At 45.6% G+C, this 24,731-nt stretch carries 19 protein-coding genes, 1 tRNA gene, 4 pseudogenes and 1 riboswitch; of the genes and pseudogenes, 13 read left to right on the forward strand and 11 right to left on the reverse strand.

Features of this window, described 5'->3' with window-relative positions; genetic code table 11:
- The first annotated feature begins 211 nt into the window (after positions 1 to 211).
- A riboswitch (M-box (ykoK) riboswitch) is annotated at positions 212 to 394 on the forward strand.
- Between the two features lie 76 nt (positions 395 to 470).
- The 10 genes and pseudogenes from AC791_RS17495 to AC791_RS17540 all read left to right on the forward strand — a co-directional run bounded on the left by AC791_RS17495 (position 471) and on the right by AC791_RS17540 (position 12,845).
- Positions 471 to 1,496 (forward strand): magnesium transporter, encoded by a 1,026-nt coding sequence (locus AC791_RS17495; protein ID WP_049841768.1) that lies wholly within the window; start codon positions 471 to 473, stop codon positions 1,494 to 1,496.
- A gap of 298 nt (positions 1,497 to 1,794) precedes the next feature.
- Positions 1,795 to 1,879, forward strand: a tRNA-Leu gene (locus AC791_RS17500).
- 200 nt (positions 1,880 to 2,079) lie between these two features.
- Positions 2,080 to 3,337: pseudogene (locus tag AC791_RS17505) on the forward strand (tyrosine-type recombinase/integrase).
- Between the two features lie 245 nt (positions 3,338 to 3,582).
- Positions 3,583 to 3,810 (forward strand): helix-turn-helix domain-containing protein, encoded by a 228-nt coding sequence (locus AC791_RS17510; RefSeq protein ID WP_001608810.1) that lies wholly within the window; start codon positions 3,583 to 3,585, stop codon positions 3,808 to 3,810.
- On the forward strand, positions 3,810 to 5,309 hold the full coding sequence (locus AC791_RS17515) for a type I restriction-modification system subunit M (RefSeq protein WP_049841769.1): 1,500 nt from the start codon (positions 3,810 to 3,812) through the stop codon (positions 5,307 to 5,309). The genes AC791_RS17510 and AC791_RS17515 overlap by 1 nt, the downstream gene beginning before the upstream one ends.
- A 5-nt stretch (positions 5,310 to 5,314) precedes the next feature.
- Entirely contained in the window at positions 5,315 to 6,781 is a 1,467-nt protein-coding gene (locus tag AC791_RS17520; protein ID WP_049842029.1) for a type I restriction-modification system subunit M, read from the forward strand.
- Entirely contained in the window at positions 6,781 to 7,914 is a 1,134-nt protein-coding gene (locus AC791_RS17525) for a restriction endonuclease subunit S (RefSeq protein ID WP_049841770.1), read from the forward strand. Before AC791_RS17520 ends, AC791_RS17525 begins: the two co-directional genes overlap by 1 nt.
- Before the next feature lies 1 nt (position 7,915).
- A complete protein-coding gene (locus AC791_RS17530; protein WP_049841771.1) occupies positions 7,916 to 10,978 on the forward strand; it encodes a type I restriction endonuclease subunit R in 3,063 nt (1,020 codons plus the stop codon).
- A gap of 252 nt (positions 10,979 to 11,230) precedes the next feature.
- Positions 11,231 to 11,974, forward strand: coding sequence for a HipA family kinase (locus AC791_RS17535; RefSeq protein WP_049841772.1), 744 nt, complete (start codon positions 11,231 to 11,233; stop codon positions 11,972 to 11,974).
- The gene (locus tag AC791_RS17540) at positions 11,967 to 12,845 is read left to right on the forward strand and encodes a hypothetical protein (RefSeq protein ID WP_049841773.1); all 879 of its coding nucleotides are present in this window, start codon (positions 11,967 to 11,969) and stop codon (positions 12,843 to 12,845) included. Before AC791_RS17535 ends, AC791_RS17540 begins: the two co-directional genes overlap by 8 nt.
- 387 nt (positions 12,846 to 13,232) lie before the next feature.
- Here the strand turns inward: AC791_RS17540 and AC791_RS17545 are convergent, their stop codons facing one another.
- From AC791_RS17545 to AC791_RS17585, 8 genes and pseudogenes are all read right to left on the reverse strand, one after another.
- Positions 13,233 to 13,751 (reverse strand): hypothetical protein, encoded by a 519-nt coding sequence (locus AC791_RS17545; RefSeq protein WP_049841774.1) that lies wholly within the window; start codon positions 13,749 to 13,751, stop codon positions 13,233 to 13,235.
- On the reverse strand, positions 13,744 to 15,372 hold the full coding sequence (locus AC791_RS17550) for an anti-phage dCTP deaminase (RefSeq protein WP_072094403.1): 1,629 nt from the start codon (positions 15,370 to 15,372) through the stop codon (positions 13,744 to 13,746). The genes AC791_RS17545 and AC791_RS17550 overlap by 8 nt, the downstream gene beginning before the upstream one ends.
- 273 nt (positions 15,373 to 15,645) lie before the next feature.
- Positions 15,646 to 17,439 carry a GmrSD restriction endonuclease domain-containing protein gene (locus AC791_RS17555; protein ID WP_049841775.1) on the reverse strand — a complete coding sequence of 598 codons (1,794 nt, stop codon included), beginning with the start codon at positions 17,437 to 17,439 and terminating at the stop codon, positions 15,646 to 15,648.
- A gap of 255 nt (positions 17,440 to 17,694) precedes the next feature.
- A pseudogene (locus AC791_RS20990) lies at positions 17,695 to 18,326 on the reverse strand (IS3 family transposase); the annotation flags it as partial.
- A 368-nt stretch (positions 18,327 to 18,694) separates the two neighbouring features.
- Positions 18,695 to 19,120: a hypothetical protein gene (locus tag AC791_RS17570; protein ID WP_049841777.1), complete on the reverse strand. Its 426-nt coding sequence runs from the start codon at positions 19,118 to 19,120 to the stop codon at positions 18,695 to 18,697.
- Positions 19,098 to 19,316 (reverse strand): annotated as a pseudogene (locus AC791_RS17575) (polymorphic toxin type 44 domain-containing protein); the annotation flags it as partial. The pseudogene AC791_RS17575 and the gene AC791_RS17570, both read right to left, overlap by 23 nt.
- Positions 19,317 to 19,378: 62 nt before the next feature.
- Positions 19,379 to 19,555: pseudogene (locus AC791_RS17580) on the reverse strand (type VI secretion system tube protein Hcp); the annotation flags it as partial.
- A gap of 518 nt (positions 19,556 to 20,073) precedes the next feature.
- Entirely contained in the window at positions 20,074 to 20,352 is a 279-nt protein-coding gene (locus AC791_RS17585) for a helix-turn-helix domain-containing protein (protein ID WP_077264664.1), read from the reverse strand.
- A 102-nt stretch (positions 20,353 to 20,454) separates the two neighbouring features.
- Between AC791_RS17585 and AC791_RS17590 the strand changes: the two genes are divergently transcribed.
- Complete coding sequence (locus AC791_RS17590; RefSeq protein ID WP_049842030.1) at positions 20,455 to 20,679, forward strand: helix-turn-helix domain-containing protein; 225 nt, start codon at positions 20,455 to 20,457, stop codon at positions 20,677 to 20,679.
- Between the two features lie 116 nt (positions 20,680 to 20,795).
- Positions 20,796 to 21,671 (forward strand): phosphorothioated DNA-binding restriction endonuclease, encoded by an 876-nt coding sequence (locus tag AC791_RS17595; protein ID WP_049841781.1) that lies wholly within the window; start codon positions 20,796 to 20,798, stop codon positions 21,669 to 21,671.
- Positions 21,672 to 21,746: 75 nt separating this feature from the next.
- Here the strand turns inward: AC791_RS17595 and AC791_RS17600 are convergent, their stop codons facing one another.
- Positions 21,747 to 21,992 carry a helix-turn-helix transcriptional regulator gene (locus tag AC791_RS17600; RefSeq protein ID WP_049841782.1) on the reverse strand — a complete coding sequence of 82 codons (246 nt, stop codon included), beginning with the start codon at positions 21,990 to 21,992 and terminating at the stop codon, positions 21,747 to 21,749.
- 126 nt (positions 21,993 to 22,118) lie between these two features.
- Here AC791_RS17600 and AC791_RS17605 point away from each other — a divergent pair, with 126 nt between their 5' ends.
- Positions 22,119 to 22,388: a helix-turn-helix domain-containing protein gene (locus AC791_RS17605; RefSeq protein WP_049841783.1), complete on the forward strand. Its 270-nt coding sequence runs from the start codon at positions 22,119 to 22,121 to the stop codon at positions 22,386 to 22,388.
- 55 nt (positions 22,389 to 22,443) lie between these two features.
- On the opposite strand, the gene AC791_RS17610 is transcribed toward AC791_RS17605, so the two are convergent.
- Complete coding sequence (locus tag AC791_RS17610; RefSeq protein ID WP_228136918.1) at positions 22,444 to 23,835, reverse strand: EAL domain-containing protein; 1,392 nt, start codon at positions 23,833 to 23,835, stop codon at positions 22,444 to 22,446.
- Positions 23,822 to 24,727, reverse strand: coding sequence for a fimbrial protein (locus tag AC791_RS17615; RefSeq protein WP_049841784.1), 906 nt, complete (start codon positions 24,725 to 24,727; stop codon positions 23,822 to 23,824). Before AC791_RS17615 ends, AC791_RS17610 begins: the two co-directional genes overlap by 14 nt.
- Positions 24,728 to 24,731 lie beyond the last annotated feature (4 nt).

Consider the following 24,731-nt stretch of genomic DNA (forward strand, 5'->3'; position numbering starts at 1 on the left):
GATATCGCCGGGGTAGGTTCTATATCCTTCTGATACTCTAAGAATTAAGTAACCAGTGGATTATGGTAATACGTTATTTTTAATCAATAGAAGGTGCCAGGATGCGATGGAGTAATTGACTTATTAAATGATGCTTAAACGTAATCAATAAAATAGAAAAAAGATGCGTCGTTATTGCGTTAATACTTTATATTACACGGGCAATATGTATGCAGTATCTCGTTTGGCGAGGCTCCTATACAAACACAGGTTACTGATCTGACGATATCGAGAGATACCCAAGGTTAAGACAGGCTCTATCGACATGAAGGTATTGCCCAAAGTAACTTCCAGCATGGCATCATCCATGTGGATACGTTGTATAGTGCTAAAACCTGTTCGATGGAGATAGGATCTCTACACTCCCTCTCTGGTTACGCCCCTATGCGATTCACTGTTGAAGTCAAACAGAAATAGGGACCAGCAACAAAATGGCTCACACTCTACACTACAAAAAGGCTGACTGGCCTTCCACTGCTAATGCCGATAAAGAATCATCATCGGTAGCATCCTATATGAATACCGATTTTATTACCGTCTCCAGCCAATTCACCGTGGGTGAAGCACGGAAATATTTTCTCGATCAACTAAAAACTGACGAAATACCGGCATGGCTTTTCGTAACCGCCGAACATCATCAAATGCGCGGAATGCTATCAGTAAAAAATTTGCTGCAATGCGAAGATACTAATGCACCTGTAAGTATGATGATGAATTGCGCTTATACCCAGGCTGCGCCTGAAGATGAGCGCAGCCAGCTGGCGCACCAAATTATCAGTGAGCATTTGGATGTGTTACCGGTTGTTCAAAATAAAATCCTGATAGGCGTTCTGGGAGAGAAAGAGCTGGCGGAGCTGGTAGAAGACGAAAATACGGCGGATGCGCAACGTCAGGGGGCAAGTATTCCGCTGGATAAACCCTATCTGGAAACCAGCGTGTGGTCGCTCTGGCGTAAGCGTGCGCCCTGGCTCATGATGCTCTTTGTCGCGGAAGCCTATACCGGCAATGTATTGAAAGCCTTTGAAGAGCAACTGGAGTCTGTGATTGCCCTGGCGTTCTTTATCCCTTTGCTTATCGGCACCGGGGGCAATAGCGGCACCCAGATCACCTCGACATTAGTACGCGCGCTGGCCTTAGGTGAAGTTAGCCTGAGAAACGTCGGCTCGGTGATCCGTAAAGAGGTTTCCACCTCGGTACTCATCGCGATCACTATTGGGCTGGCGGCCTGGGTTCGGGCCTGGATGATGGGTGTAGGCACGGACGTCACCGTCGTAGTCAGCCTGACTCTGGTTGCAATAACAGTCTGGGGGGCTGTCGTTTCGTCGATTATTCCTATGCTGCTTAAAAAAATGAATATTGATCCGGCAGTGGTCTCCGCACCTTTTATTGCCACCTTTATTGACGGCACCGGGCTGATTATTTACTTCAAAATTGCCCAGTTCGTACTCGGTATTTAATCCGGTCTTTACACGTTAAGCGGCCGCCTCAGGTGGCCGCACGCTGCCAGCCCTGGTGGTGTCAGTAATTACTCTCTTAGGTCACGAACGCTAAACCCGACTAATGCCTCCAGCCTTCTTCATTCGTGCGAGATACGGGCAGAAACCAGAGGGATCTTATGTAAGCGGGAAGTGGAGGGCGCCGGTAATGTGTCATGTCGATGAAAAAGTAATCGTTTGGTAGCGGGTGTGTGTAACGTTGCTTGCATGGTGGCGCGTGACAGGTATAATCCACAACGTTTTCCGCATACCTTTCCGTGCCGGAGTGGCGAAATCGGTAGACGCAGTTGATTCAAAATCAACCGTAGAAATACGTGCCGGTTCGAGTCCGGCCTTCGGCACCAAATGATGCAAGAAAAAGTCGCTTAAGGGCGACTTTTTTTGTGCCTGAAATCCAGTATCCGCAAGGCTTTCCTCGCTTTTTCACTCAACCTAAGTCAACCTGATTCAATCCACATCAACTTACTGATGCGGGTACAACTGCGGGTATTTCCCGGTTCGATAATGTTTGTACCCACACAGAACCCTTGAAAGGATACTCATCATGGCTCTGAGTGATGTGAAGGTTCGTTCGGCTAAGCCTGAAGAAAAAGCCTATAAGCTGACTGATGGCGACGGCATGGTATTGCTGGTTCACCCCAACGGTTCCAAATATTGGCGACTGCGTTATCGCTTCGGTGGTAGAGAGAAGATGCTGGCGCTAGGGAAGTATCCTGAAGTTTCGTTAGCTGATGCTCGATCGCGGCGAGACGAAGCGCGTAAGCTTTTAGCTAACGACGTCGATCCCAGTGAAAACAAGAAAGCGGTTAAGGTAGAACAGGAGCAAGAGGCGATAACGTTTGAAGTGGTCGCCAGAGACTGGCATGCCAGTAATCAGAAATGGTCTGAGTCGCACAGTGCTCGCGTGTTGAAAAGCCTCGAAGATAATCTCTTTGCTGTCATCGGTAAGCGGAACATTGCTGAATTGAAGACGCGGGATCTTCTTGTACCCATCAAAGCGGTGGAGTCATCCGGGCGTCTCGAAGTCGCGGCTCGTTTGCAACAGCGTACTACCGCGATTATGCGCTTTGCTGTTCAGAGCGGCTTAATCGATTACAATCCCGCTCAAGAGATTGCCGGTGCGGTGGCTACGGCGAAAAGACAGCATCGTGCTGCTCTGGAACTCAATCGTATACCTGAATTGCTTCACCGTATCGATCACTATTCTGGAAGACCATTAACCCGACTTGCTGTCGAACTTACCTTGTTAGTTTTTATCCGCTCAAGCGAGCTGCGTTTTGCCCGCTGGTCAGAAGTCGATTTTGAAACGGCTATGTGGACGATTCCTGGTGAGCGTGAACCGCTGGAAGGTGTTAAGCATTCTCAACGTGGTTCGAAGATGAGGACTCCTCATCTCGTTCCTTTGTCGCGACAAGCTCTCGCTATCTTGGAAAAGATCAAAAGCATGAATGGGAACCGTGACCTGATCTTCGTAGGAGATCACGATCCGCGTAAACCCATGAGTGAGAACACGGTGAACAAGGCTCTACGAGTGATGGGCTATGACACGAAAACGGAAGTCTGTGGGCATGGTTTCAGGACAATGGCCTGTAGCTCATTGATTGAATCGGGTCTATGGTCGAGGGATGCCGTAGAGCGGCAGATGAGTCACCAGGAGCGTAACACTGTGCGTGCGGCTTACATTCATAAGGCAGAGCATCTGGGGGAGAGGAGGTTAATGTTGCAGTGGTGGGCTGATTTTCTGGATGCGAATAGGGAGAAGGGGGGTGAGTCCGTTTGATTACTCTAAAGACAAAAAATGATAGCAATAATTTGTTATAAGTTCCTGCAGTCCAAAGTATCACTAATTGACATATGACCTCACTGAAACCTATGTCGGGTATCTATGCCCGACATGTATCCTGAATTTAAACATGTTAAATATACATGTCTTCCTGTCCAAACGTGTTTTCCCAACTGATGTAATTTCATTTCAGCTTGAATTTTTTTATTTTTTTCGCATTTTGGGTTACGATTTGCATCGTTAAGCACAACGATAAGGACCATTATGATCCGCTGCCATCTTGCTCGGCTCATGGGCGAACATAAGATGCGAATAGCTGATGTTGTCAGGGAAACTGGCCTGAGTCGCAACACTATCACTTTGCTTTACAAAGAGACGGCTCAGAAGGTGGACCTGGATACATTAGAAAGGCTTTGCGTGCTTTTTGACTGTGAAATACACGATTTACTGCAAAAGGTTCCTGCTTCGCAGAATCGTACAGAGAAAAATTAATGACACTGATTAACCTAAAGGATCTCGAGGCCCATCTTTGGCATGCAGCCCATATTATCACTGGGCCTATTGATGCGTCAGATTACAAAACGTACATATTCCCAATCCTATTCTTCAAACGCATTTGTGATGTATATGACGAAGAATTTGCCGATGCGATGGAGAAGGTTGAGGATGCAGAGCTTGCCAAGGGGAAGATGTTTCACCGCATTCAGATACCAGAGAATTGCCACTGGCGCGATGTTTTCGCGGAGACCAAATACATTGGCCAAGCCTTAAAAGACTCCTTCCGTGGTATAGAACTGGCAAACCCTAAACTGCACGGCATTTTTGGCGATGCCAGCTGGACCAATAAAGAACGCCTTTCAGATGAGTTACTGGCTACGCTACTTAATCACTTCAATAAGGTGAACTTGGGTGTTGCAAGTGTTCGTGACGATGATATGGGCCGCGCATACGAGTATCTAATCAAACGTTTTGCAGACAAAGCCAACAAAAAAGCTGGTGAATTCTACACCCCACGTACCATTGTTCGTTTAATGGTCAATATTCTGGATCCAAAAGCTGGTGAGAGCGTTTACGATCCTGCTTGCGGTACTGGCGGGATGCTGCTTGAAACCATTCACCATGTAAAAGAAAGCGGTGGCGATCCGCGCTTGCTAAAAATCAAAGGTCAGGAAAAGAACCTGACTACAGAAGCTATTGCGCGTATGAATCTCTTCCTGCACGGGCAGGAAGATTTCGATATTGTTCGCGGGGATACGCTGCGTGAACCTAAGTTTTTACAAAGTGACCGTTTAGAAACCTTCGACTGCGTTGTTGCCAACCCACCATTTAGCTTGAAGGAATGGGGATACGATCTGTGGTCGAACGATCCCTATGGCCGTAAGCAATATGGTCTGGCGCCTAAAACAAATGGTGATTTTGCCTGGGTGCAGCATATGTTTGCTTCACTTAACGACAATGGACGTATGGCTGTCGTATTGCCTCACGGTGTGCTGTTTCGCGGCGGAGCTGAGGGGGTAATTCGAACCAAATTGCTGCAAGAAAATCGCATTGTGGCGATTATTGGTGTCGCTTCCAATCTATTCTATGGCACTGGTATTCCTGCGTGTATTTTGGTGCTGCGCAAATCACGGCCGGCAGCGCATAAAGATCATGTATTGATCATCAATGCTGAAGAAATTTATACCAAGGGGCGTGCGCAGAATACGCTGTCCAACAAGCAGGCCGATGACATATACCAAATCTATCATGACCAGGCGCAACAGGGGCCAGATGCAAAAGAAATTGAAGGCGTTGCGCGCTGGGTTCCTATGAAGGATATTGAAGAAAATGGCTTCAATCTAAATATTGCTCGTTATGTGCAAAAGCCACTCGAAGAAGAAACCATCACTGTGGAAGAAGCGCTCAAAGATTTTCAACGGAAGCTGGCTGATCTGGAAAAAGCAGAAGAGGAGCTGGAAACCCTGTTTATCAAAGAAGGGTTTGAGGTATGAGTACTATGAGTAATAAAAAGCTGGAAGAGCTGCTCTGGGGAGCCGCCGAATTTCTTCGTGGCCAAATTGACGCATCAGACTACAAGCAGTATGTCTTTCCCTTGCTGTTTTATAAACGCCTGTCAGATGTTTATCTGGAAGAATATAACGAAGCACTGGAACTCCATGAAGGTGATGCAGAATATGCCGCCATGCCGATGTTTCACCGTTTCAACATTCCCTCTGAGGCAGCTTGGGAAAAGGTCCGTAATACCAGTAAAAACATTGGTGAAGCTATCCAGAATGCGCTTCGACTAATCGAAGCCAATAACCCGCGTTTACATGGCGTCTTCGGTGATGCACAGTGGACCAATAAAGAGCGCCTGCCCGAGCATCTGCTGGCTGATCTTATCGAGCATTTCAGTAAAATTCCTCTTGGCATTAAATCTGTCGCCCAGGATGATCTTGGTGAAGCCTACGAATACCTGATTAAAAAGTTCGCTGATGACTCCGGTCATACGGCAGCAGAGTTTTATACCAATCGAACAGTCGTGCATTTAATGACGCGCATTATGGGCTTAAAACCGGGTGAAACCGCCTATGATCCGACATGCGGTACTGGCGGGATGTTGCTAAATGCAGTGATGGATCTTCGTGCAAGGGGGGAAGAGTGGCGCTCTGTGCACCTTTATGGCCAGGAAGTGAACCTGCTGACTTCCGCTATCGCCCGTATGAATATGTTTCTGCACGATATTGAAGAGTTTGATGTGCTGCGTGGTGATACTTTGGCTGAGCCAAAGTTTATTGAAAACGATCGTCTCAAGCAGTTTGATGTGATTTTTGCCAACCCGCCGTACTCCATCAAAAAATGGAATCGTGACAAATTTGCTGCTGATCCATATGGGCGTAATCTCTATGGCGTGCCTCCACAAGGTTGTGCTGATTATGCGTTTTACACCCATATTATCAAAAGCCTGAAGCCTGATACCGGTCGCGCTGCCATGCTCTGGCCGCACGGTGTGCTGTTCCGCGATTCAGAGCAATCCATACGTAAACAGGTCATTGAATCGGACATTATTGAAGCGGTGATTGGTTTAGGGCCTAATCTTTTCTACAATTCACCGATGGAGTCTTGCGTAATTATTTTAAATCAGAATAAGAAAAATAAAGGGAGTATTCGCTTAGTAAATTGTAGGGATGAGTTGTCTAGAAGCAAGAATTTTAGCTTTCTATCCGAAATAAACATAGAAAAAATTATTAAGCTATGTACAAGTAGAGAAAAAGAAAAGCAAGCAAGAGATGTTAACTTAGATGAAGTTGCAAAGAATCAGTACAGCTTGAATTTGGCGTTATACTTTATTTTTAAAGAGTCAAAGGCTACGACTACACAAGACGCAGTTGAAAAATATCTCGCTTCAAGAGTTAAAACAAGAAACTATGTCACAGATGCCTTATCGGGTATTTCTTCGATTGGCTATGAGGTAAATATTTAATGATAAAGCTTCAACAGGTTTTGTTTGAGCAGCCTAGGAAAATCACCCACCCTGTTGCAAAACATGTAAAATATTGTGTGAGAGGAGAAGATTTTGACACTGATTATCTTTTTTTTAGGAGGAAAACTCCACTAAGTGAGGCTGGCCCCACCTTTCATAGACATTTCAAGCCTGGTGAAATTCTTTACATGACCAGAAATCCAAGGCTAAGAAAAGTTGCACAACCCGACTTTGAAGGTGTTGCTGCTAATACAACACTTGTACTTGATGAAGAAGTAAATGCAATACTAATACCTGGAATTGTAAAATATATACTTAGCTCAGATAAATTCCATGAATATGCTAAATCCGTCCAGGTAGGGTCAACTAATCCTTTTACTAAGTGGAAGGATTTGAAAGAGTTTGAGTTTTCTCCTCCTTCACAAAAACGGCAAAAAGAGTTATTGAAATTACTAGAAAAAATTGAGCAAAATTTAAAGTACTTGGAGTCTTATACAGAGAGTCTATTTAATCTTGAACGGATTATATCTTATGATTTTTTCAAATCATATTCAACTGGCTATTCACCTATTGATACTATAATGGAATCGCAGCCCGAAAGTGGTTATTCACCTAATGAGCATTGGGAAGATACTGGGAAATATGTTTTGAATTTAAGCTGCTTATCTAAGTCGGGCTTCACAAAATCTAGGTTGAAGCCTGTAGTTGACAAGGATTTTGTTAAAAATTTAGTTTTGTCAAAAGGTGATTTTTTGATCTCAAGAGCCAATACGTTTGATCTAGTAGGGCTCTGTGGAATTTTTAATGAACAACGTGAGGATGTAATATTTCCCGATACAATGTGGAGGCTGAAATTTAAACCAGATGTCAATAAAGAACTAGTATTAAATTACTTGCTATCTCCACAAGGGCGGTGTTCTATTCAAAGGTTAGCTGCAGGTACTAGCGGCAGCATGAAAAAAATAAATAAAAAAGGTTTTTCTTCCATAAAGATACCTATAATTGAAAAAAATGAAGGGTGCAAGTATTGCAGCGTAGTCAGAAATATCCGTCTCGCTTTCGATGAGTCTTGTTTAAAAAAAGAAAACTTGATTCAAATAAGGAAAAATATAACTGAGGAGCTAGTTGGTTAATATGTTTAACGAACAAACCGTCACAGAAAATGGAATTATCGACCGTTTAAAAGGTTTAAGCGGGATCAGGTGGATATACTGCCACGGTGAAAATTTGCCTAAACAAGCGCAGGATATTTTCGTTGATGAGTGGGTAAAAGACGCTCTTTGTTCGTTAAACCCTGATATCGACAGGCAGCCAGATTACGCCGATGAAGTCATCTATAAGCTGCGTGGTGTGGTGTTGGAAGCCCGCCATACCGGTTTAGTAAAGGCCAATGAAAACTTCCAGGAATGGTTGATGGCCGACAAAACCTTGCCGTTTGGCGAGAATGGCGACCATATTACCATCAATCTGATTGATTTTGACAATATAGAAAATAATCACTTTGTGGTGGCACAGCAGGTCCACTATATCGCGGCCACTGAAGTCTATTTTGATATTGTCCTTTATGTGAACGGCATACCACTAGTAGTAGGCGAAGTTAAAACTGCAACGCGGCCCAGCGTGACCTGGCAAGACGGTGCCGCCGACTTCATGGGTGGCAAAAAGTACTATTGGAAAAATGTTGAATCTTACTTTGTCCCTAACTTGCTGTGTTTTGCCAGCGAAGGTAAAACCTTTGCCTATGGTGCCATTAATGCCCGAGTTAAAGACTGGGGGCCCTGGCATAATACTGAGCTTCGTGACGAGATTCTGCCGGGATTGGCTTCGGTACTCAACAGTTGCGAGAGTTTGTTACATCCACAGACCTTATTGCAGCTACTGGAATCTTTTGCATTATTTTCAACCGTCAAAATGGGCAAAAATACTTCACCTAAACGCGTTAAAATCCTGCCGCGTTATCCGCAATTTGAAGCAGCAAAACAAATTGTTGAGCGTGTTCGTAGAGGCTATCCAAAAAAAGGTCTGATTTGGCATTTTCAGGGATCGGGGAAATCCTTGCTGATGCTTTACGCCGCCAAAATGCTGCGTGCCGACAATGCGTTAAAAAACCCGACGGTACTCATTGTTGTGGACCGGAGGGATCTGGACAGTCAAATTAATGAAACTTTTGGTGGGGCCGACGTTAAGAATCTGATTAAAGTGCAAAGTTGTAAAAAACTTGGCGAATACATTGAGCAAGACAGCCGTGGCATTTTAATCACCACCATCTTTAAATTTAAAGATATCGACATTGACGATAGCAACCCCAATGGCCTGAACAACCGTGACAACATCATTGTATTGGTTGACGAAGCTCACCGTACCCAAGAAGGTGGGTTAGGCGAGAAAATGCGCTGGGCGTTGCCCAATGCCCACTTCTATGGCCTGACTGGCACACCGATTTCTGGCATTGATCGTAATACATTCAAATTGTTCGGTGCCGAAGAAGATCCAGGTCGCTATATGAGTCGCTATAGCTATAAGCAGTCGATCCGTGATGGCGCGACTAACCCGGTGAAGTTCGAACCTCGGCTGGCTGAGCTCCGAGTGGATCGTGATGCCATCAATGATGAGTTCGAGCAACTTGCCACTGATAATAATTTAAATGAAGAAGAAAAAGCAGCATTGTCCAGACGTGCCGGCAAGCTGGCAATTATGCTGAAATCTCCCAGACGTATGGCTGCGGTGAGTAATGACATTGTTGAGCATTTTACCAGCCATGTTATGCCGAAAAAGATGAAAGGCATGGTTGTGGTATACGATCGCGAAGCCTGCGTGCAGATGTATTATTTGCTTGGTGAAAAGCTCGGTTTTGATGCAGTTGAAGTGGTTATGAACGTTGACCAGGCTCCGGTTAAAGTAGAAGAGGGCGGCAAAAAAGATAAGCTCAACAAGGACTGGCTTAAATGGCATGATGAGTTGAAGCTGCCTGTTAAAGAAGTCGATTTCGAACGCTGGCAGCACATTGATGCGGAAGAGCAGGTACAGAAGGATCTGATTGAATGCTTTAAAGATCCTGTGCATCCGTTACAGCTTATCATCGTTACCGCCAAGCTGCTTACGGGCTTTGATGCGCCAATTTGCTACTGCATGTACCTCGATAAGCCTCTACGTGCTCATACTCTTCTTCAGGCCATGTGCCGAACCAACCGGTTGTATGAAACCGATGATGTACGCAAGGACATGGGATTAATTATCGACTACCTCGGCGTTTTCGAAAATCTGCGTACCGCTCTGGCCTACAACCCTGAAGAAATTGAAGGGGTTGTAGAGGGAATCGAGGCATTTAAAGAGTTATTGCCGTTACAACTGAATAAATGTCTGTCCTTCTTCCCTAGTGTGGATCGGTCCATAGAAGGTTTTGAAGGCATTATGGCTGCGCAGGAATGCCTGCCAACCAACGAAAAACGCGATGAATTTGCTGCCAGTTTTGGGGTGTTATCCAAGTTATGGTCGGCTATCAACCCTGATCCTTTTTTGGCCCCTTATCGTCAGGACTATAAATGGCTGGCGCAAATTTATGAATCGGTGCGTCCGGTGGGGCAGACAGGTGCGCTTGTTTGGGCTGCCCTTGGCCCCGAAACAATTAAGATGATTCATGAGCATACCGATATCAACCGTATTCGTGATGATATTGACGAGTTGATCATGGACGAGCACGCTATTTTTACCCTGACCGCTAAAGAACAGGAACAACGCGCCAAACGCCTGGAGATTGATCTTATGGGGCGTTTGCGCGGCAGTCATGATCCTAAATTTGTGGCTTTGGGTGAACGCCTTGAAAAACTTCGTCAGGATTATGAAGCTGGTGTTATCAAGGCTATCGACTGGTTGAAAGGTCTATTGGATGCTGCGAAAGATACAGTACAAGCCGAACGCGAAACGGGTGAGCACCCAGTAACTGAAGCTGATAATAAACAGGCGTTGACCAAGCTTTTCTTGGAAACACGCCCAGAAACTACCCCTAAGTTAATCGGTGATGTTGTAGAGCAAATTGATAAAATCGTGAAAGCTACCCGCTTTGATGGCTGGCAAAATTCCAACAGTGGCCCACGTGAAATCCAAAAGGCGCTTTTGTTGACTCTGGCTCAGTTTGGACTAGGGAAAGATAAAGAGTTGTTCCGGAAAGCGTATGGGTACATTGAGGGACATTATTGAATTTATTCAATGCATTAACTTTATTCACTGATTACAGAATGCAACTGAGACACTTTGAGCACAGCTGGTCTAGGTTGCACACTAAGTGATAGGTAAGTTAGTTTATAAATGGATAAGTTGGTGAGATGATAAAACTACCTTGATAAAAGAACTGTGTTTTTGTACAGTTGTTGGGTGACAGTTCAAATGATCAGTTATTAGTTGCATATCATTCTCAGATAACATCACAAAAAATGGATACTATCTGGAATTATGGCACGATTAAAAATAGGGCGATTATTGCCGGGTTTTAGGTCGGTGGGGATAGGTTCAAGACGCCCTGTTAGAGGGACTGCACTAATTGATAATGAAGAGTTCACAGTCATTGCAAAAAGTATTCCTGACCGTGAATTAGCAATTGAACTGGTTTGCTCTTGCATTGGTAGAGAAATCGGCCTGCCGATTCCTGAACCGGTTCTACTACTTAACGCTGATGGAAAATGGCATTTTGGCAGCATAGACCTCGGGCATCCAAACCTACAACAAGTGGCAGTTTGTGATGATGCAGCCATAATCGCCAAGCTTGAAAGATGGCCTGGTTTAGTTAGAGCTGCGTGCTTTGATGAGTGGATAGCCAACCCTGATAGAGGGGATGAAAATTTACTCTTTGATGGTAATGGATTCATTTTGATTGACCATGGCTTAGCAATTCCTCAGGGGATGAGTTCTAGCGATTGGACAGACGATTATTATTCTAATCAATTACTTGATGTAGTAAATGGAGGGTGCCAAGGCTCTAGCACAGAGAAGACGGCTAGAGCTCAAGAGATGATGGAGTGGTCCGCTAATGTAGAAGGCTTTAGTTCAATCTATGGTCCTGATGCATTTCCGGAATACATTGAGCCCAAGTATAGAGAAACTCTGTCTGATTTTCTTACAGCTCGGATTGAGAGTTTAAGTAGTGAGCTATATCGTAAATTGAATCCTGAACAAGGGGCGTTGAACTTAAATGATTAATTTTGATAGCCTTTTGGAACAAGTTCCGGAATTGCCTCGTTATAAAGCACAATGGGTTCCTGTTTATCTAGAACCTATGATGGCTTCAGGGGAGCGAATTACAATCGCTGTAGCGGCATTAGGGCATGATGGTTTTGCAATGGTCCGTTCTGCTTTGAGACCGGAAAAAGCAAAAGCAATGTATGCTGAAAAATCTGATCCATTTATAGAACTTATAAAAACAGCGACTGAAAGTCTTCAATTCCATTTGGATACCAAGCAGTCTTTTGAGGGCTGGATGCGCCCATTTAGTGGTTTAGAACTAGGTGAGCCAAGATCAGCTTTATCTGCAGATATAATTGGAATATTAAGGCAGGCAGTGTCGATGTCTGCAAGTCTATCAGCCTTGGATTTTGATGCTCCTATTGATAAAGATAATTATAAAAATGATAGTTGGGCAAATAAATTTAAAGATACCGTTGTTGCGAATGCTCCTGAGCTTGAAAAATACTTTCGCGGGAAGTTTACTACTGGATATTCATCAAGAGATTTACGGCTTTTCTTTTTAAGTCCAAATATTGCCGTTAATACTGGAAAGCTCATTCCTGGAGCAAACATCTCATACAATTTTGATATTAATAAATCACGATTATTAGATCTTCTCACCGTGAAAGAGAAAGAAGGCCATATTGCTCCTAGAACTCATCATGAGTTGATAGTATATAGACCGGCAAATGATGATGCCTCATATAGCAAAAATCAAATCAAAGCTATAGATGCATATGTCAATGCATTGAATGATGCTGGGGATAAACACGAAATTCGAGTGACTACAGCAGTATCTGCTGAAGCTGCTAGCAAGAGGTTACTTAGTCTGGAGTTAGGATTTTAACTATTTTATATTATTTAAAATGGGGTCGCTAGATCATGAATAATTATCTCCGCAATCCCATGATTTCTAATTTTAATCTAGTGGTTAACTCATGAGAGTTTTATTAGCTTCTGCTCATGTTATATGAATGATATATATTATTATTTGTACTCCGAAGGAGTATGTTGTCAGAAAGCATAATTGTAAATGTATCTGGTATTTAGAGGGGGCTCTAGGTAGATCCGAAATGAACGTATTGGAAATCAATGTAATAATTTGGGCTTTGTAAGATGTGCATGAGTTATAGTATGAGTTAAGTTGAAAATATTTATTGAAAGGTAATATATTATTATTGTTATTATAATTTAGCCAGAACAGATCTGGCTTCTTTGTCTCTGTGGGGACTAATTAGTCGATCACATGTTCGAATTTAACCTGTGCAATCTCTTGTTTAATATAACCAATTAATTTTTCCGATATCTTTTCAAGATTTGATTTTGTACTCGAAAGAATTATAATGGGAGAATTCGTTTTTCTTTCAAGATGATCGACCAGAATGGATTTAAGTTTAGACAATTGCTTCCAAGATCCTTCATTTTTGTCTTGAGTATCTGTAACTGGTAACCTAACATATTGAATTTTATGTTTTTTGAATTCATCTAAAGCATCTTCAGTCGAAATAAAAATAGAGAAAAAATCTGGAAACTCTCTAGTGTCTAATAGTAAATAAGGCTCGTTTTTTTCGATGGTATTAATAAATAAATGTGAAGTAATATCAGCTACAGGAATAAAAATGATTTTTAGTGTAGTAAAGTCATCAAATAGCCCAAGCTGATCTCCCGGAACTGCATATTTTTTCTCACGCTGGCGATTTTGTTCATTTGAACTGCAATCGCTATAAATTAGTCGTATCTTTTGGTTAATCATTCTTTCCCCCTTGCCAAGAGAGTTTTATCTCCATTGACGAATAAGGTTCTTTGTATGCTTCAGATGGTCTGCCCCAAGCGGGTGTTCCTAGCGAGAAATCACCAGTAATTTTATTTTTATAATCTCTAACTTTTAAAAATACACGTCTGTATAATCTTGGCGCTACGCCAACGAATGGTCGAAAAAGAACATGAGTTCCCCCTTCAGATGGTGGAAGCCAATCTAGAGAATTCACAGCTATTGCATCATTATGGAGTTCGGTCGCTTTGCTTTTAGGGTAAGGCTCTATAAATTGAACTTCGTCAATTCCTGCGGCGATGATATGTCTTGCACAATAGTGACAAGGGTACGTTGTGACATACATCCGGCAACCTTTTGGAGACACTCCTGAAATTGATGCAGAAAGTATTGCATCCATTTCAGCATGAACAGCTCGGCTAAACTCAATTAAACCACCAAGCCTCGTTTTTCTAACCTGTTTTATTATCTCGTCTTTATCTTGCCCACTCACCAAAATAGGGAAAGCATTAATCAATTCTTCAATTATATTATTTTGTTCTTTGTTGCTACTACAATACTTTGTTTCTCGGAAAGCACAACGGTGGTCATTGACTGCATTCAGCGAGAAAGAATTTCCATAAATACCGCCACCAGCTTTAGGGACATCATTTGCTCCTGTTGCTACAATATTTCCAGCCGAACTAACTAATGCAGCACCTACTTGGCGTGAAAGGCACGCACTTCTCATTTGGGAAGAGCGAGCATGGTGCATTGCAGTTTCTGAGATTGTGGGGCTAATAACAGATTTTTGCGTAATAAGATTTACGAATCGACGCAAATGATCATTCATGCCTGTAATTGTCAAATCTTCATTTGCATCTTGAGTGTTATCAACAAAAAAATCAGCCTCATAAAAAGTATCTGAAACATGCTGACCATATTTTTCTTCTGCATTTTCATCACGGTTTAAAAATTCTCTAACTTGCGTCTTAACAGATGCTTTTCCAATCTCAGAGCGATCAAATAAATTTTTCCGTATGCGTTCTTCTCTTTGAATTGGATCGCAAACAATTCCTATCAAGGAAAATGAATCTTGATAAAGTTCTCTAAACAAAGACACTTCTTCTGGATGTCTTAGTGAGTCGATAATAAATACTCGTGGTAAACCATTAGGAACAACAGGTTCACCATTAAACTCATTACCTTGTAACTTCGCTCGGCATTCGCTGATATTTCCTAATACCAGCCGGGCAACGGCAGAGTGATCTTCTTGTCGACCATAGAGTTCTCCTTTTCTTAACTCATCACCTCTATCTTGCATTATTTTGACATTATCCAATGACTTACGGCTTCCTTGAGCAGGTACTGCTAGACCTGCTTTTTCTGCTTCCTGCCGTATCAGGGTGCTCGCTTTTATAATTTCAGCCTGATAATCATTTTCTTTGAAAAATGCACTCAGAATTTTAGCCGCAGTTCCAGCACCAGCGCCAGCAGGTCCAACGATAGCTACAAATACTTCATTGGTCCGGAGCTCACGAAGTACGTCTTGCCCATTCCTGACGTCTCCACGAACAGCATGCTTACTCGCATTAATATCTAAAGCGTTAACAACATTGCTCATTGTGCGCTAGGCTCCATAGATAAGGTCATGCAATGAGTTAATGATAACCCACACACGAAACTGTAGTCGATAACGTTTGGATCGGCCGTTACTAAGGTTGTTTTTAATAACTTTATCTTGTTGATTAACAATGTGTTTTTATGTTTCTATATCTTAAAATAAATCAGCTTTTGGCTCAAAGTAATGCGCTAGACTTGATCTCAACATGACTCGTGAATGTCTGGGGATAAATCTGAGCTTAACAACTAAATAATCACGCTTAGTTGGATGCTATTAGCTCAAAGCTTTACCCATCGCCCTCTCTATCAGTCCGAGTAGCTCTTTTTGTCGCTGCTCATAGAATGCTTCAAAATCGTCGGCTCGTAGGGGTTCAATTGGGATGTGATGACTTCTCAAGAGATCATTCATTGAGTCATCATCTAGTTGTACTTGGGTGTGTGATTGTAGTGAGGCCAGATATGCCGATGGAGCTGATCCGCCTATCATCCTGTTTGCCTTGTACGAAATTGGTGTTTTATTGACGATTGAATCGTACTGACGTCTTGGTATTCCTTTCTTTTCACACCAGTCTTTCGGGAAGATATGGTGGATATCCAATGAAACGTCGTCACTTTCAAGGTCACGAATCAGAGATTTCCAGAAGAGGTCGTGTGCACCCTCTCGTAATACGAGCACGTTTATACCTTTATAAGCAGCGCTCAGCCTTGATGCGAGTGATCCCAGACGGTCGATCTGGAAATTGGCATCATTAATTGTTCGAGGAAGGTCCCCGTTACTTTCAATCCACGTAAGTAATTCTTCAACATCATTAGCAATACGCGTTTCTACTGCACCACCGTAAAGTTCGCCCAATACACCACACCAGAACCATCTGGCAAGCTTCTGATTAATTTGTGGTTCTCTCCAACGTTCTTCGTCCTTGCTGCAAATTAGGGTCATCACAGCTGCGAGGGGGGCAATCTGGGTTCGGTAAGGTAACTCACGCTGAGAACTAAAACATTCCTGGCGAAGAAACTTAGCTGTACACGTGAAGCCATTTTCTACATCGTCAGCCCACTTTTTGTAAGCGTATAAGGGAAGTTCAAGAACAGAGGCGCGTTTTGCACTGACTGGGGATACTTGTTTACCCGTTTTTCCTGCTGCTATATCCGCTTTGCGTTTCTCCAGCGTATGCAGCATGGTGATGGCTTGTAGAAAATCTGTGCTTTCAATACCATTTAAGATCTGTTCTTCGGAAATGCGCTGTTTACGCGGGGAAACACCTCTGTCATCACTTCCATACCAGTCATCACGAAGATTGTAGCCGTCAGCTGCATAGCTTGCGGTAACAAGCTCAAATACAGACAGTGGTACGCCTCCGGTATTAACCTTTTCAAATACAAGGCACACCGCTTCTTTGGTAGTGTTTTTTTTCAACACAATTAAGGGAATTTGATAATCGTTATAGGCATCCAGTATCTGTGTTTTGAATTCAAAGAAATGTGGAACAGCCCTAGAATTGTGGGTGTAAAGATCTTGTAACCAAGTCATCGCCTCAAGGATCTCAGAGCATGGGAAATAAAGCTGCTGACATTCGAGTTCTCGGGTTGAAAGGTCAAGATCAACTTTCCGACCAAAATCACTGCGTATTTGACGATTACCATCAGTTGCAATAATAGCTTCATCCAGCCTGTCCGCTCCCGTAAGAGCTGTAGGAATATGGATATAGTAATAGCGATCGATGGGTTTTCCCTTATCGGTCGTTGTTTTCACTGGGCCCTGAAGTTTTAGCACCTGAGTTAATGTTGTTAACCGTTGCTGCCCATCTAAGATTAGTTTTTCTGGGGATGGCAAATCAGAAGAGGGAACATTTTCCACCGGTCTGACCTGAAAACGGACTTCACCTCCTGTTTCCAGAAGCATCACTGCACCTACAGGAAATGAGCGACCAAGGCTGACGAGTAGGCTACGGACATGTTCATCATCCCACACCCAACCTCGTTGAAAATCTGGTAACTGAATTTTCCCCTCTATGATCTCTTTGAGAAGGTCTTTAAGGGGAAGCTTAGTGCTATCAAAAGTCGACATCTACACGTCCTTGCGAGTTAATAATTGTTCGAACTATACAATGATGTTGGATTGTTTGCATTGCCTCTAGCTGAGAAATGAAATGTTTGGGCTATGAAGGATCTTAAAGGAGGATTGCTTACGTTAGGGTTTGTTGCCCTCAGGCAGAGCAGTAGTTTGTTACGAGGCCTAACTAGCTAAAAGAATGAATACCACGGATAACCTAAAAACTTACAAATCATTGATAATGCTAGGTTAATATTCTTTTGGTGACATCTAATCGCTGGAACCATGTCGACGCTTACTGTTATAAAACATTTCGATGTAATCAAAAATATCGCTGCGTGCTTCTTCTCGCATTCCGTAAATCTTTTTCTTTATCCATTCGCGTTTCAACAACTGGAAAAAGCCTGCAATCGCATTATCGTATTAACGTGGCAGTTACCGCGACGGCTCATGCTGCCCTACAGACCGTGTGATTTCAGGAACGACTACCACTCATAGCTTGTTTAATGACTGCCCTGATCCGAATGAATCAGCACCTGTTTTTTGGGGGTTATGCCGCCATAGAGCTGTCAGCAGTTCGTTCAGGACAATGTCCTTTGCCATCCGGGATTGCATAAACTAGCCGATAATTTTGCGTGAGAACAAATCAACAACCACGGCAAGATACAACCATTCTTCGTGGATCCTGATATAGGTTATATACGTTACCCACATTCACCCAAGGCATCCGGATTGAACTGTCGCTGGAGCCTGTTGGGCGACACGATACTGGCCTCGCCTTTGCGTGCCCTCAGATCCAGATGGATCTTGTGATAATCATAGACGCATCTCGATTCCAGCCAGAACTGTTTAATCTGTGCTGTCAGTCTCAGGTCTGCCTGATGGCGTTGAGAATGCGGCTGCTAAGGTCAGACGTAAAAGCTACTGGGATGAACATCCAGCACCCGACAGAGCAGGCAAACAGGCCAACAACGGATGTTGTCACGGACAAAGTCGTAACTCAGTCAGACGGCTTTGCGAAGTATGCCGCGGCTTTTTTAATATGTCCCGCTCGTCGGTAACCCGCTTCAGCTCTTTCTGGAGACGGCGTATCTCGACCTGGGCACCTGACTATTCTTTATGAGTAGAAGAATCCGGACCGTACTTCTTTATTCAGGCGTAAAGGCTGTGAGTTGTGATATCGAGACGTCGTTGCCCTACCCTCAACGGGCTTATTGGCTTCTATTGCCTAAAATCAGAAGAGCATGCCAGCGCAAAGCTGGCCATGCTCTTAGAATGGAGAGGCGGTAAGGTAGACAGGCACGGAGTGGATGGAATCACGTACTTTGTAAGCCGCCTGGTTGTGAAAGGTGTAGATGGTTCCCTTCACTGACAGATAGATCGCGTCATTCTCGGCCTTCGTCAATGCGTCTTTGTCCGTGGTGATCATGAAAGGTTCGTGATCGTCCTCCAGGCTCGCTATAAACGCTTTATCGTCTTTGGCTGCATCATACAGATAGAAGCGATAGGAGAAGCCTGTGGTGGCTCCTGCGCTCGTTTCCGTGATGTAGAGATTAGCCAGGCTGTTTACTTTGACCTTCTTGATAATCTCTTGCTCAAGGGATGATAAGTGCAGCGCCTTGTAGGCCCCGAAGACGACAACTGCCAGCAGGATTAAGAATAGATAACGCTTCTTAAAAGCCTGTGCGTTTTGCATAGTCGATACCCGCTCTTATCCAATACTGGTCGTTAGGGTCATCACCGTAAGGCGTTGAGCCATACCAATTACCAAAGGCCGGATCGGTGGTTTCTGCGTGACTTTGCGCCCATCCTGCACCCCGAAGTAATACTTCTTCAGGAATTCCCGCAGCGTGACCAACAGCCCCGTAATGAAAGTTACCAAAACTCTCGAACTGTCTCCCGCGCTGTTTGTAATCCCACGGGCCATGCCCTCTTACCTGCTGATAAAACCATGCATAGGTGAGGGCTTACGGGTTCCTGTGATCTTTCCCGTCATTCCGTCCGTTGGAATGCTGAGATTATGGGAAAATCCGGTGATCTCAATGCTGCCGTTACGATCGTGAACGTCTACAGATCCCTTAATGTCTGCGCCGCCGTCATCTTTAAGCCATAGATAAGCTGGAATTGCCATTTTTTCTATTCCTCATGTTGTTATAAAATCCATAATAAAAGTGTACCTACAGGTGGGTGGACAGTAAACGATCAGACGTAATAGAATTATTAATGTAGCGTATTTAAATTTTGAGTTAAGTATTCCTAAAGAAAGAGAGCTTTTGTCCCCTCCATTATTTCTGTGCATTAGTAATCAGTTATTGGTAACACTATGCCGGGACAGTAATCCACCTAAGTTTACATATGACTTAATGACATAAGCCAAAGATGTTGTATCCAGAATCTCAAAACAGTTATTTGTGAAGCCGTAAGAGAGTAAGCAGTCTGATTATTGGTCAGGCGCTGGAGTAATAGAGGCGCATTGATCTTGATGCAGATATATAAAAAATCTTTTACAGGCTGGTAAATTTTTCAGAAATTAGATTAAGGGAATCGTCATACCATCTGTGTAGCTAAAAAATGCATCAGTGATATAAATTACGTGCCGCGCCGCATCTTGCCAGTACAAAGCAAGTCGGCGCGCAGTGGCAAGAATAATTAATTTATTTCAGTGGCAGGCTGTAAACGACAACGTATTAAACTCTCCCGATCAAGCCGTCTATGATTGTTATCGTAGTAGCGTTCTGGCCAGATATCCGCCGCATCCATACCGATCGCTTGAGCAATTAGCATCTCTCCTTTTGGCCAGGGTCTGATCAATGCATTTGCCAGTGTAGATGAAGATAATCCCGCGCTTCGCGAGACCGCGGCCAGGCTGGTGCCGCGTTTGTGCACTGCGGCAATGATATCGGCGGGATGCCAGTCTTTTTTTGTCATTTCGATTACTCCTGTATGTTATGGAATGTTTGATTATCCTGTTTTGGGATAATTATGTAAACAGCAGATATTCGATTTTGGGATTAAAATCGGATGTTAAAAATGGCATCAATTTATTCAGAAGATTATCAGCTGATTATAAAAGCGCTTCGTGCTGGCAGGCTTGCTAAGGGGATGACGCAGGCGCAGCTGGCAAAGGCATTAGACAAGCCGCAGTCGTTCGTGGCAAAAGTTGAAAATGGAGAGCGTCGCCTGGATGTTGTCGAGTTTGTTCGCGTCTGCCGTCTGGTAAGCCTCGATCCTGCCAGTATCCTCAGTAAGCTGTGATATATGGCGCAGCGTCATACCACCGTCACGGTTTTCCAGTTCTAAAAATAACGTCTTGATTGCATAAAACTTTGCGAGCATGATCGCAAACATAAGCATTCAGGCGCGCGGATATTATGGTTTCCGATAAGACTCTCCGGCAGGCGATAGCAAGTATTACCCTCTGGCGTAAAGGCGAGCAGCGAGCGCCACATAAGCCGTTACTTCTGTTGTACGTGCTTTCGCACTATCGGCAGGGTCATGCCCGGCTCTTTGATTATGGTTCGGAAATTTACGCGCCACTGCTGGATCTTCTGGAACGTTACGGACCACAGCGTCGCGATCAGCGGCCGGACATGCCTTTCTGGCGCCTGAAAGGTGACGGTTTTTGGGAGTTGCATAACGCAGAATTATGCTCAACCAGCGGTAGCCGCCAGCCACCCCGGCGGGAGCTTATCGAACATCATGTTGCGGGTGGATTTGATGCCGAAAATTTTGCGCTAATTACCAAAAAACCGGCGTTAATCGACACGCTGGCGCATCAAATCCTTGAGGCACATTTTCCGGCCAGCATTCAGGATGATATCGCTGACGAAATGGGATTTAACCTTCAGCACTCTCTTCGCCAGCGCGATCCCGCCTTTCGCCAGAAAGTACTGCGTGCTTACAACTATCAGTGTGCGATTTGCGGCTTTAATATGCGTCACGACAATGCGCTAATTGCGCTTGAAGCCGCACATATCCGCTGGAAACAGCATCGTGGTCCGTGTGACGTTCCCAACGGTCTGGCGCTGTGTGCCATTCATCATAAAGCGTTCGATCGGGGGTCGATTGGGCTGGATGAAAACATGCGCGTGGTGATCTCTGATGCGGTGAACGGCGGTGGGATAGTGCAGCGACTGTTTCGGGATTTTGCCGGTAAAGCCATTGCTCTACCTTCGGTTAAAGCGAATTATCCGGGCGAACCGTTTGTGGACTGGCACCGAAAAGAAGTGTTCAGGGGCGATGGCTGATGTAGTTAGCGCCATGAGATGTAAACCCATTGCAGGCCAGACGCGTTATTTGAGTCATATTGAATAAAGTAAGGCTTACCTCTTCAGCCATCCCATCACCACTTCCGCCAAATCATCCTCAACCGTATAAAAATAACAGGCAGGGATCTTCAGCACCTCGGCCAGCCGACACGCCAGCGCAAAATCAGGCGTGTGAATGCCGCGCTCATATTGGTTCATGCGCGCACTGGCTGTGGCTTCATCAATACCGGCCAGAATGCCCAGTTTCTGCTGGGATAAACCGGCGTTGAGACGTGCTTCTTTCAAACGGTGCGGCAGCATGACGATCCTGTAAGTCTGGAAACAGAATCGCAATTTTGAGATCTGATAGTTGAAAATGTACTAAGTATTGCTTAGTATTTGTGTCGCAAATTTGTACGGTTTATTAGCGATAAAGGAGAACAGGAAATGAAGAAAACGGATATGCACCCGGCAGAGATTATTGCCCAGCTTAAGAAAAAGCATTTATCGATGGCAAAGGTGTCGCGCCAGGCGGGGCTATGTTCGTCCACACTGGCAAATACGCTGATCCGCCCATGGCCTAAAGGAGAGTATCTGATTGCTGATGCGCTGGAAATGGACCCTTCGGCGATCTGGCCCAGCCGCTATTATGACGAAAATGGAATGTTAGTGGATCGTCGAAAATTAATGCGTTCGATGAATCAACAGAAAGCGTAAAGTATGTGTGTCACCATCGGGCTATCCTTAGCCCGGGGCGTGTAACAACGGCCTCTCACCCAAACCTCCCCATCATCCCCCTCAGTTCCTGCTCTGTCACCGGCAGCGAGATAAAATACCCCTGAAAGCCCGTCACTCCCATTCCGCGCAGCATCTCCAGCTTCTTCTCACTGTCTACCCCTTCGGCAATACACCCGCTTCCCGTCAGTTCAGCAAAATAGACCAGGCTTTTGACCAGCGCACGGGCGTGGGCATCGTGCAGGCATGCGTCGACGATACTTTTATCCAGTTTATAGTCGCTGAATTGCAGCGTTCTGACCGGCAGTATCACGCTGGTCTGGGAAAAACAGTCGTCGAGCATAATGCGAAACCCCTGCTCCTGAAGGTGCCGGAGAGTGGTCGCGCAGGGTGCATCCGGGCGCAGATCGGTGGTCTCGGCGCACTCCAGCACCAGTTGACCTGCCCAGGCGGGATCGTGAAGCTGACGGCGGGCGGCGTCCATCATCGCTATAAGACCGTGATGCCCGGCCAGGCAGGGCGGTATATTGACGGAGAAATAGTAGCGGCCTTCACAGGCGTTAATCTGCCGCACGGCCTGATGGAGGACGGCGGCGGTGAGCAGTAGCCAGACGTGGTGGGCGTGGATCTGCGGCAGAAACTCCGCCGGGGTAAGAATATGTCCGTCACGATACCAGCGGACAAGCAGTTCACAACCCAGTAGCCGCAGCTGCGGGTTGACGATGGGCTGAAAAACGCAAAACAGCTGGTGGCTATATATCGCCTGCATACACTCGCGTTCAAAGGCATCCATTGGCGGATAACGCTTGTTCTGCGGGTATTGCGCGGCACGCGGCAGGCAGGTGAGGGGAAAAGGCATTTTTTTGAGTCCTGATACCCGCTGGCAATAAAGCGTTTTATGGCTGCGCTGTCGGCGCTGCGACTGCTGACGGATGCTGTCGCCGTGAAAAAGATCTATTAGCGCGACGATCTCTTTCGGGGTCAGACCGTCGTAATGAGGTAATCCTGATAAAGACGCGTTCTGCGCCTGCAAGGAGAGCCGCGAACCGGTGCACAGCGCGCCGTTCAGCAGGGCGGCAAGCTGTGAACAGGGCAGGTCGGAACAGCTTGCTCTGACGCAGGCCAGCGCCTGCGGCTTTTTGACGAGTTTTTGCAGCGTTGACCACAGCCAGCAGGCGGGGAGGCGGCTGAGGATCAGCATGTTCATCGGTCGATGCATCTGGTGCAGCAGGGAGGCGGCGTATTGCAGGGTCATCAACAGCCAGTAGGGATCGTCCGGGAGATAGACCACCACCCGGTGCGCCGGCTGCGGTACTAATGTGTCCTGCTGTGGATAGACGATCTGCGGATGCGCGTCCGCCAGCAAACCGGCCAGCCCGCCGGCAGCCAGCGTGCACGGGGAGAGGATCATGGTGTCACTGGTAGACAAACGTCACCCCGATGATCGACTGCACGCTGCCGGCGGTGACCTGCCCGTGAGTGCGGGCGTAGCGGGCAGTAAGCCCCAGGTCCACCGGGGAGGTGCCGACCACGCCCATCGACACCAGGTCGTTGGCCGCCAGAGTCGTACCGCTGCGTGCAATCTGAACCCCGACGCCCTGAGCCGCAAGGCCCCCGGCGGAGTTGCTGAAAATCGAATTGCCGCTATCCTCGGTGCTTCCGGAGAGGTAATAGCTCAGGTTCTGGTTCTGCGCGCAGCGTACCGTAAGCGGAACGGGGGCGGTGCCAGGATAGTCCGGCAAATTTACCGTCACGTTGCGGGCGGAGACGTCACAGCCGCCGGTCGGTACCACCACATCATTGCTGGCGTAGATATTCCAGATGAACTGAAAGTCGTCGGCGTCTTTGCTGTTGGTCTGGTGCAGGATCAACACGGCGACCAGCGAGCCGGCGCTGATGGCGACGCCGCCCGCGGTACTGACCGGCGTCAGATAAAGGACGGCGGGCCACGGTTTATCGGTTTTGCTGTTATAGATCACCCGCGCCGTTTCGCTGGTGGTGGGAAAGGGATAGGCCAGCCCGTTGTACCTGACGGTGCCGGTAAAGTTTTTGAGGACCCCGCCATAGGCCGAGCCGCGCTGGAGCGTCACGTAATCGGTGATGGTGTCCGGGAAATCGTTATGGCAAAAAATCTGCGTCGAGAGGTCAACCACCAGGTTCTGCCCCACGCTGACGGAGGGGGCCATATTGACGTAGACGTTCGCCGAGCCGCCGCCAATCGGGATCGTCACCCCTGCGGCGGTTCGACAGGCAAAAGACCAGGCGCTGGCGGACCAGCCCAGCATCAGGAGCGAGGTAATAAAAGCAATAAGTTTTGGCATGAGG

Source organism: Klebsiella sp. RIT-PI-d (assembly GCF_001187865.1).
Classification (GTDB): domain Bacteria; phylum Pseudomonadota; class Gammaproteobacteria; order Enterobacterales; family Enterobacteriaceae; genus Superficieibacter.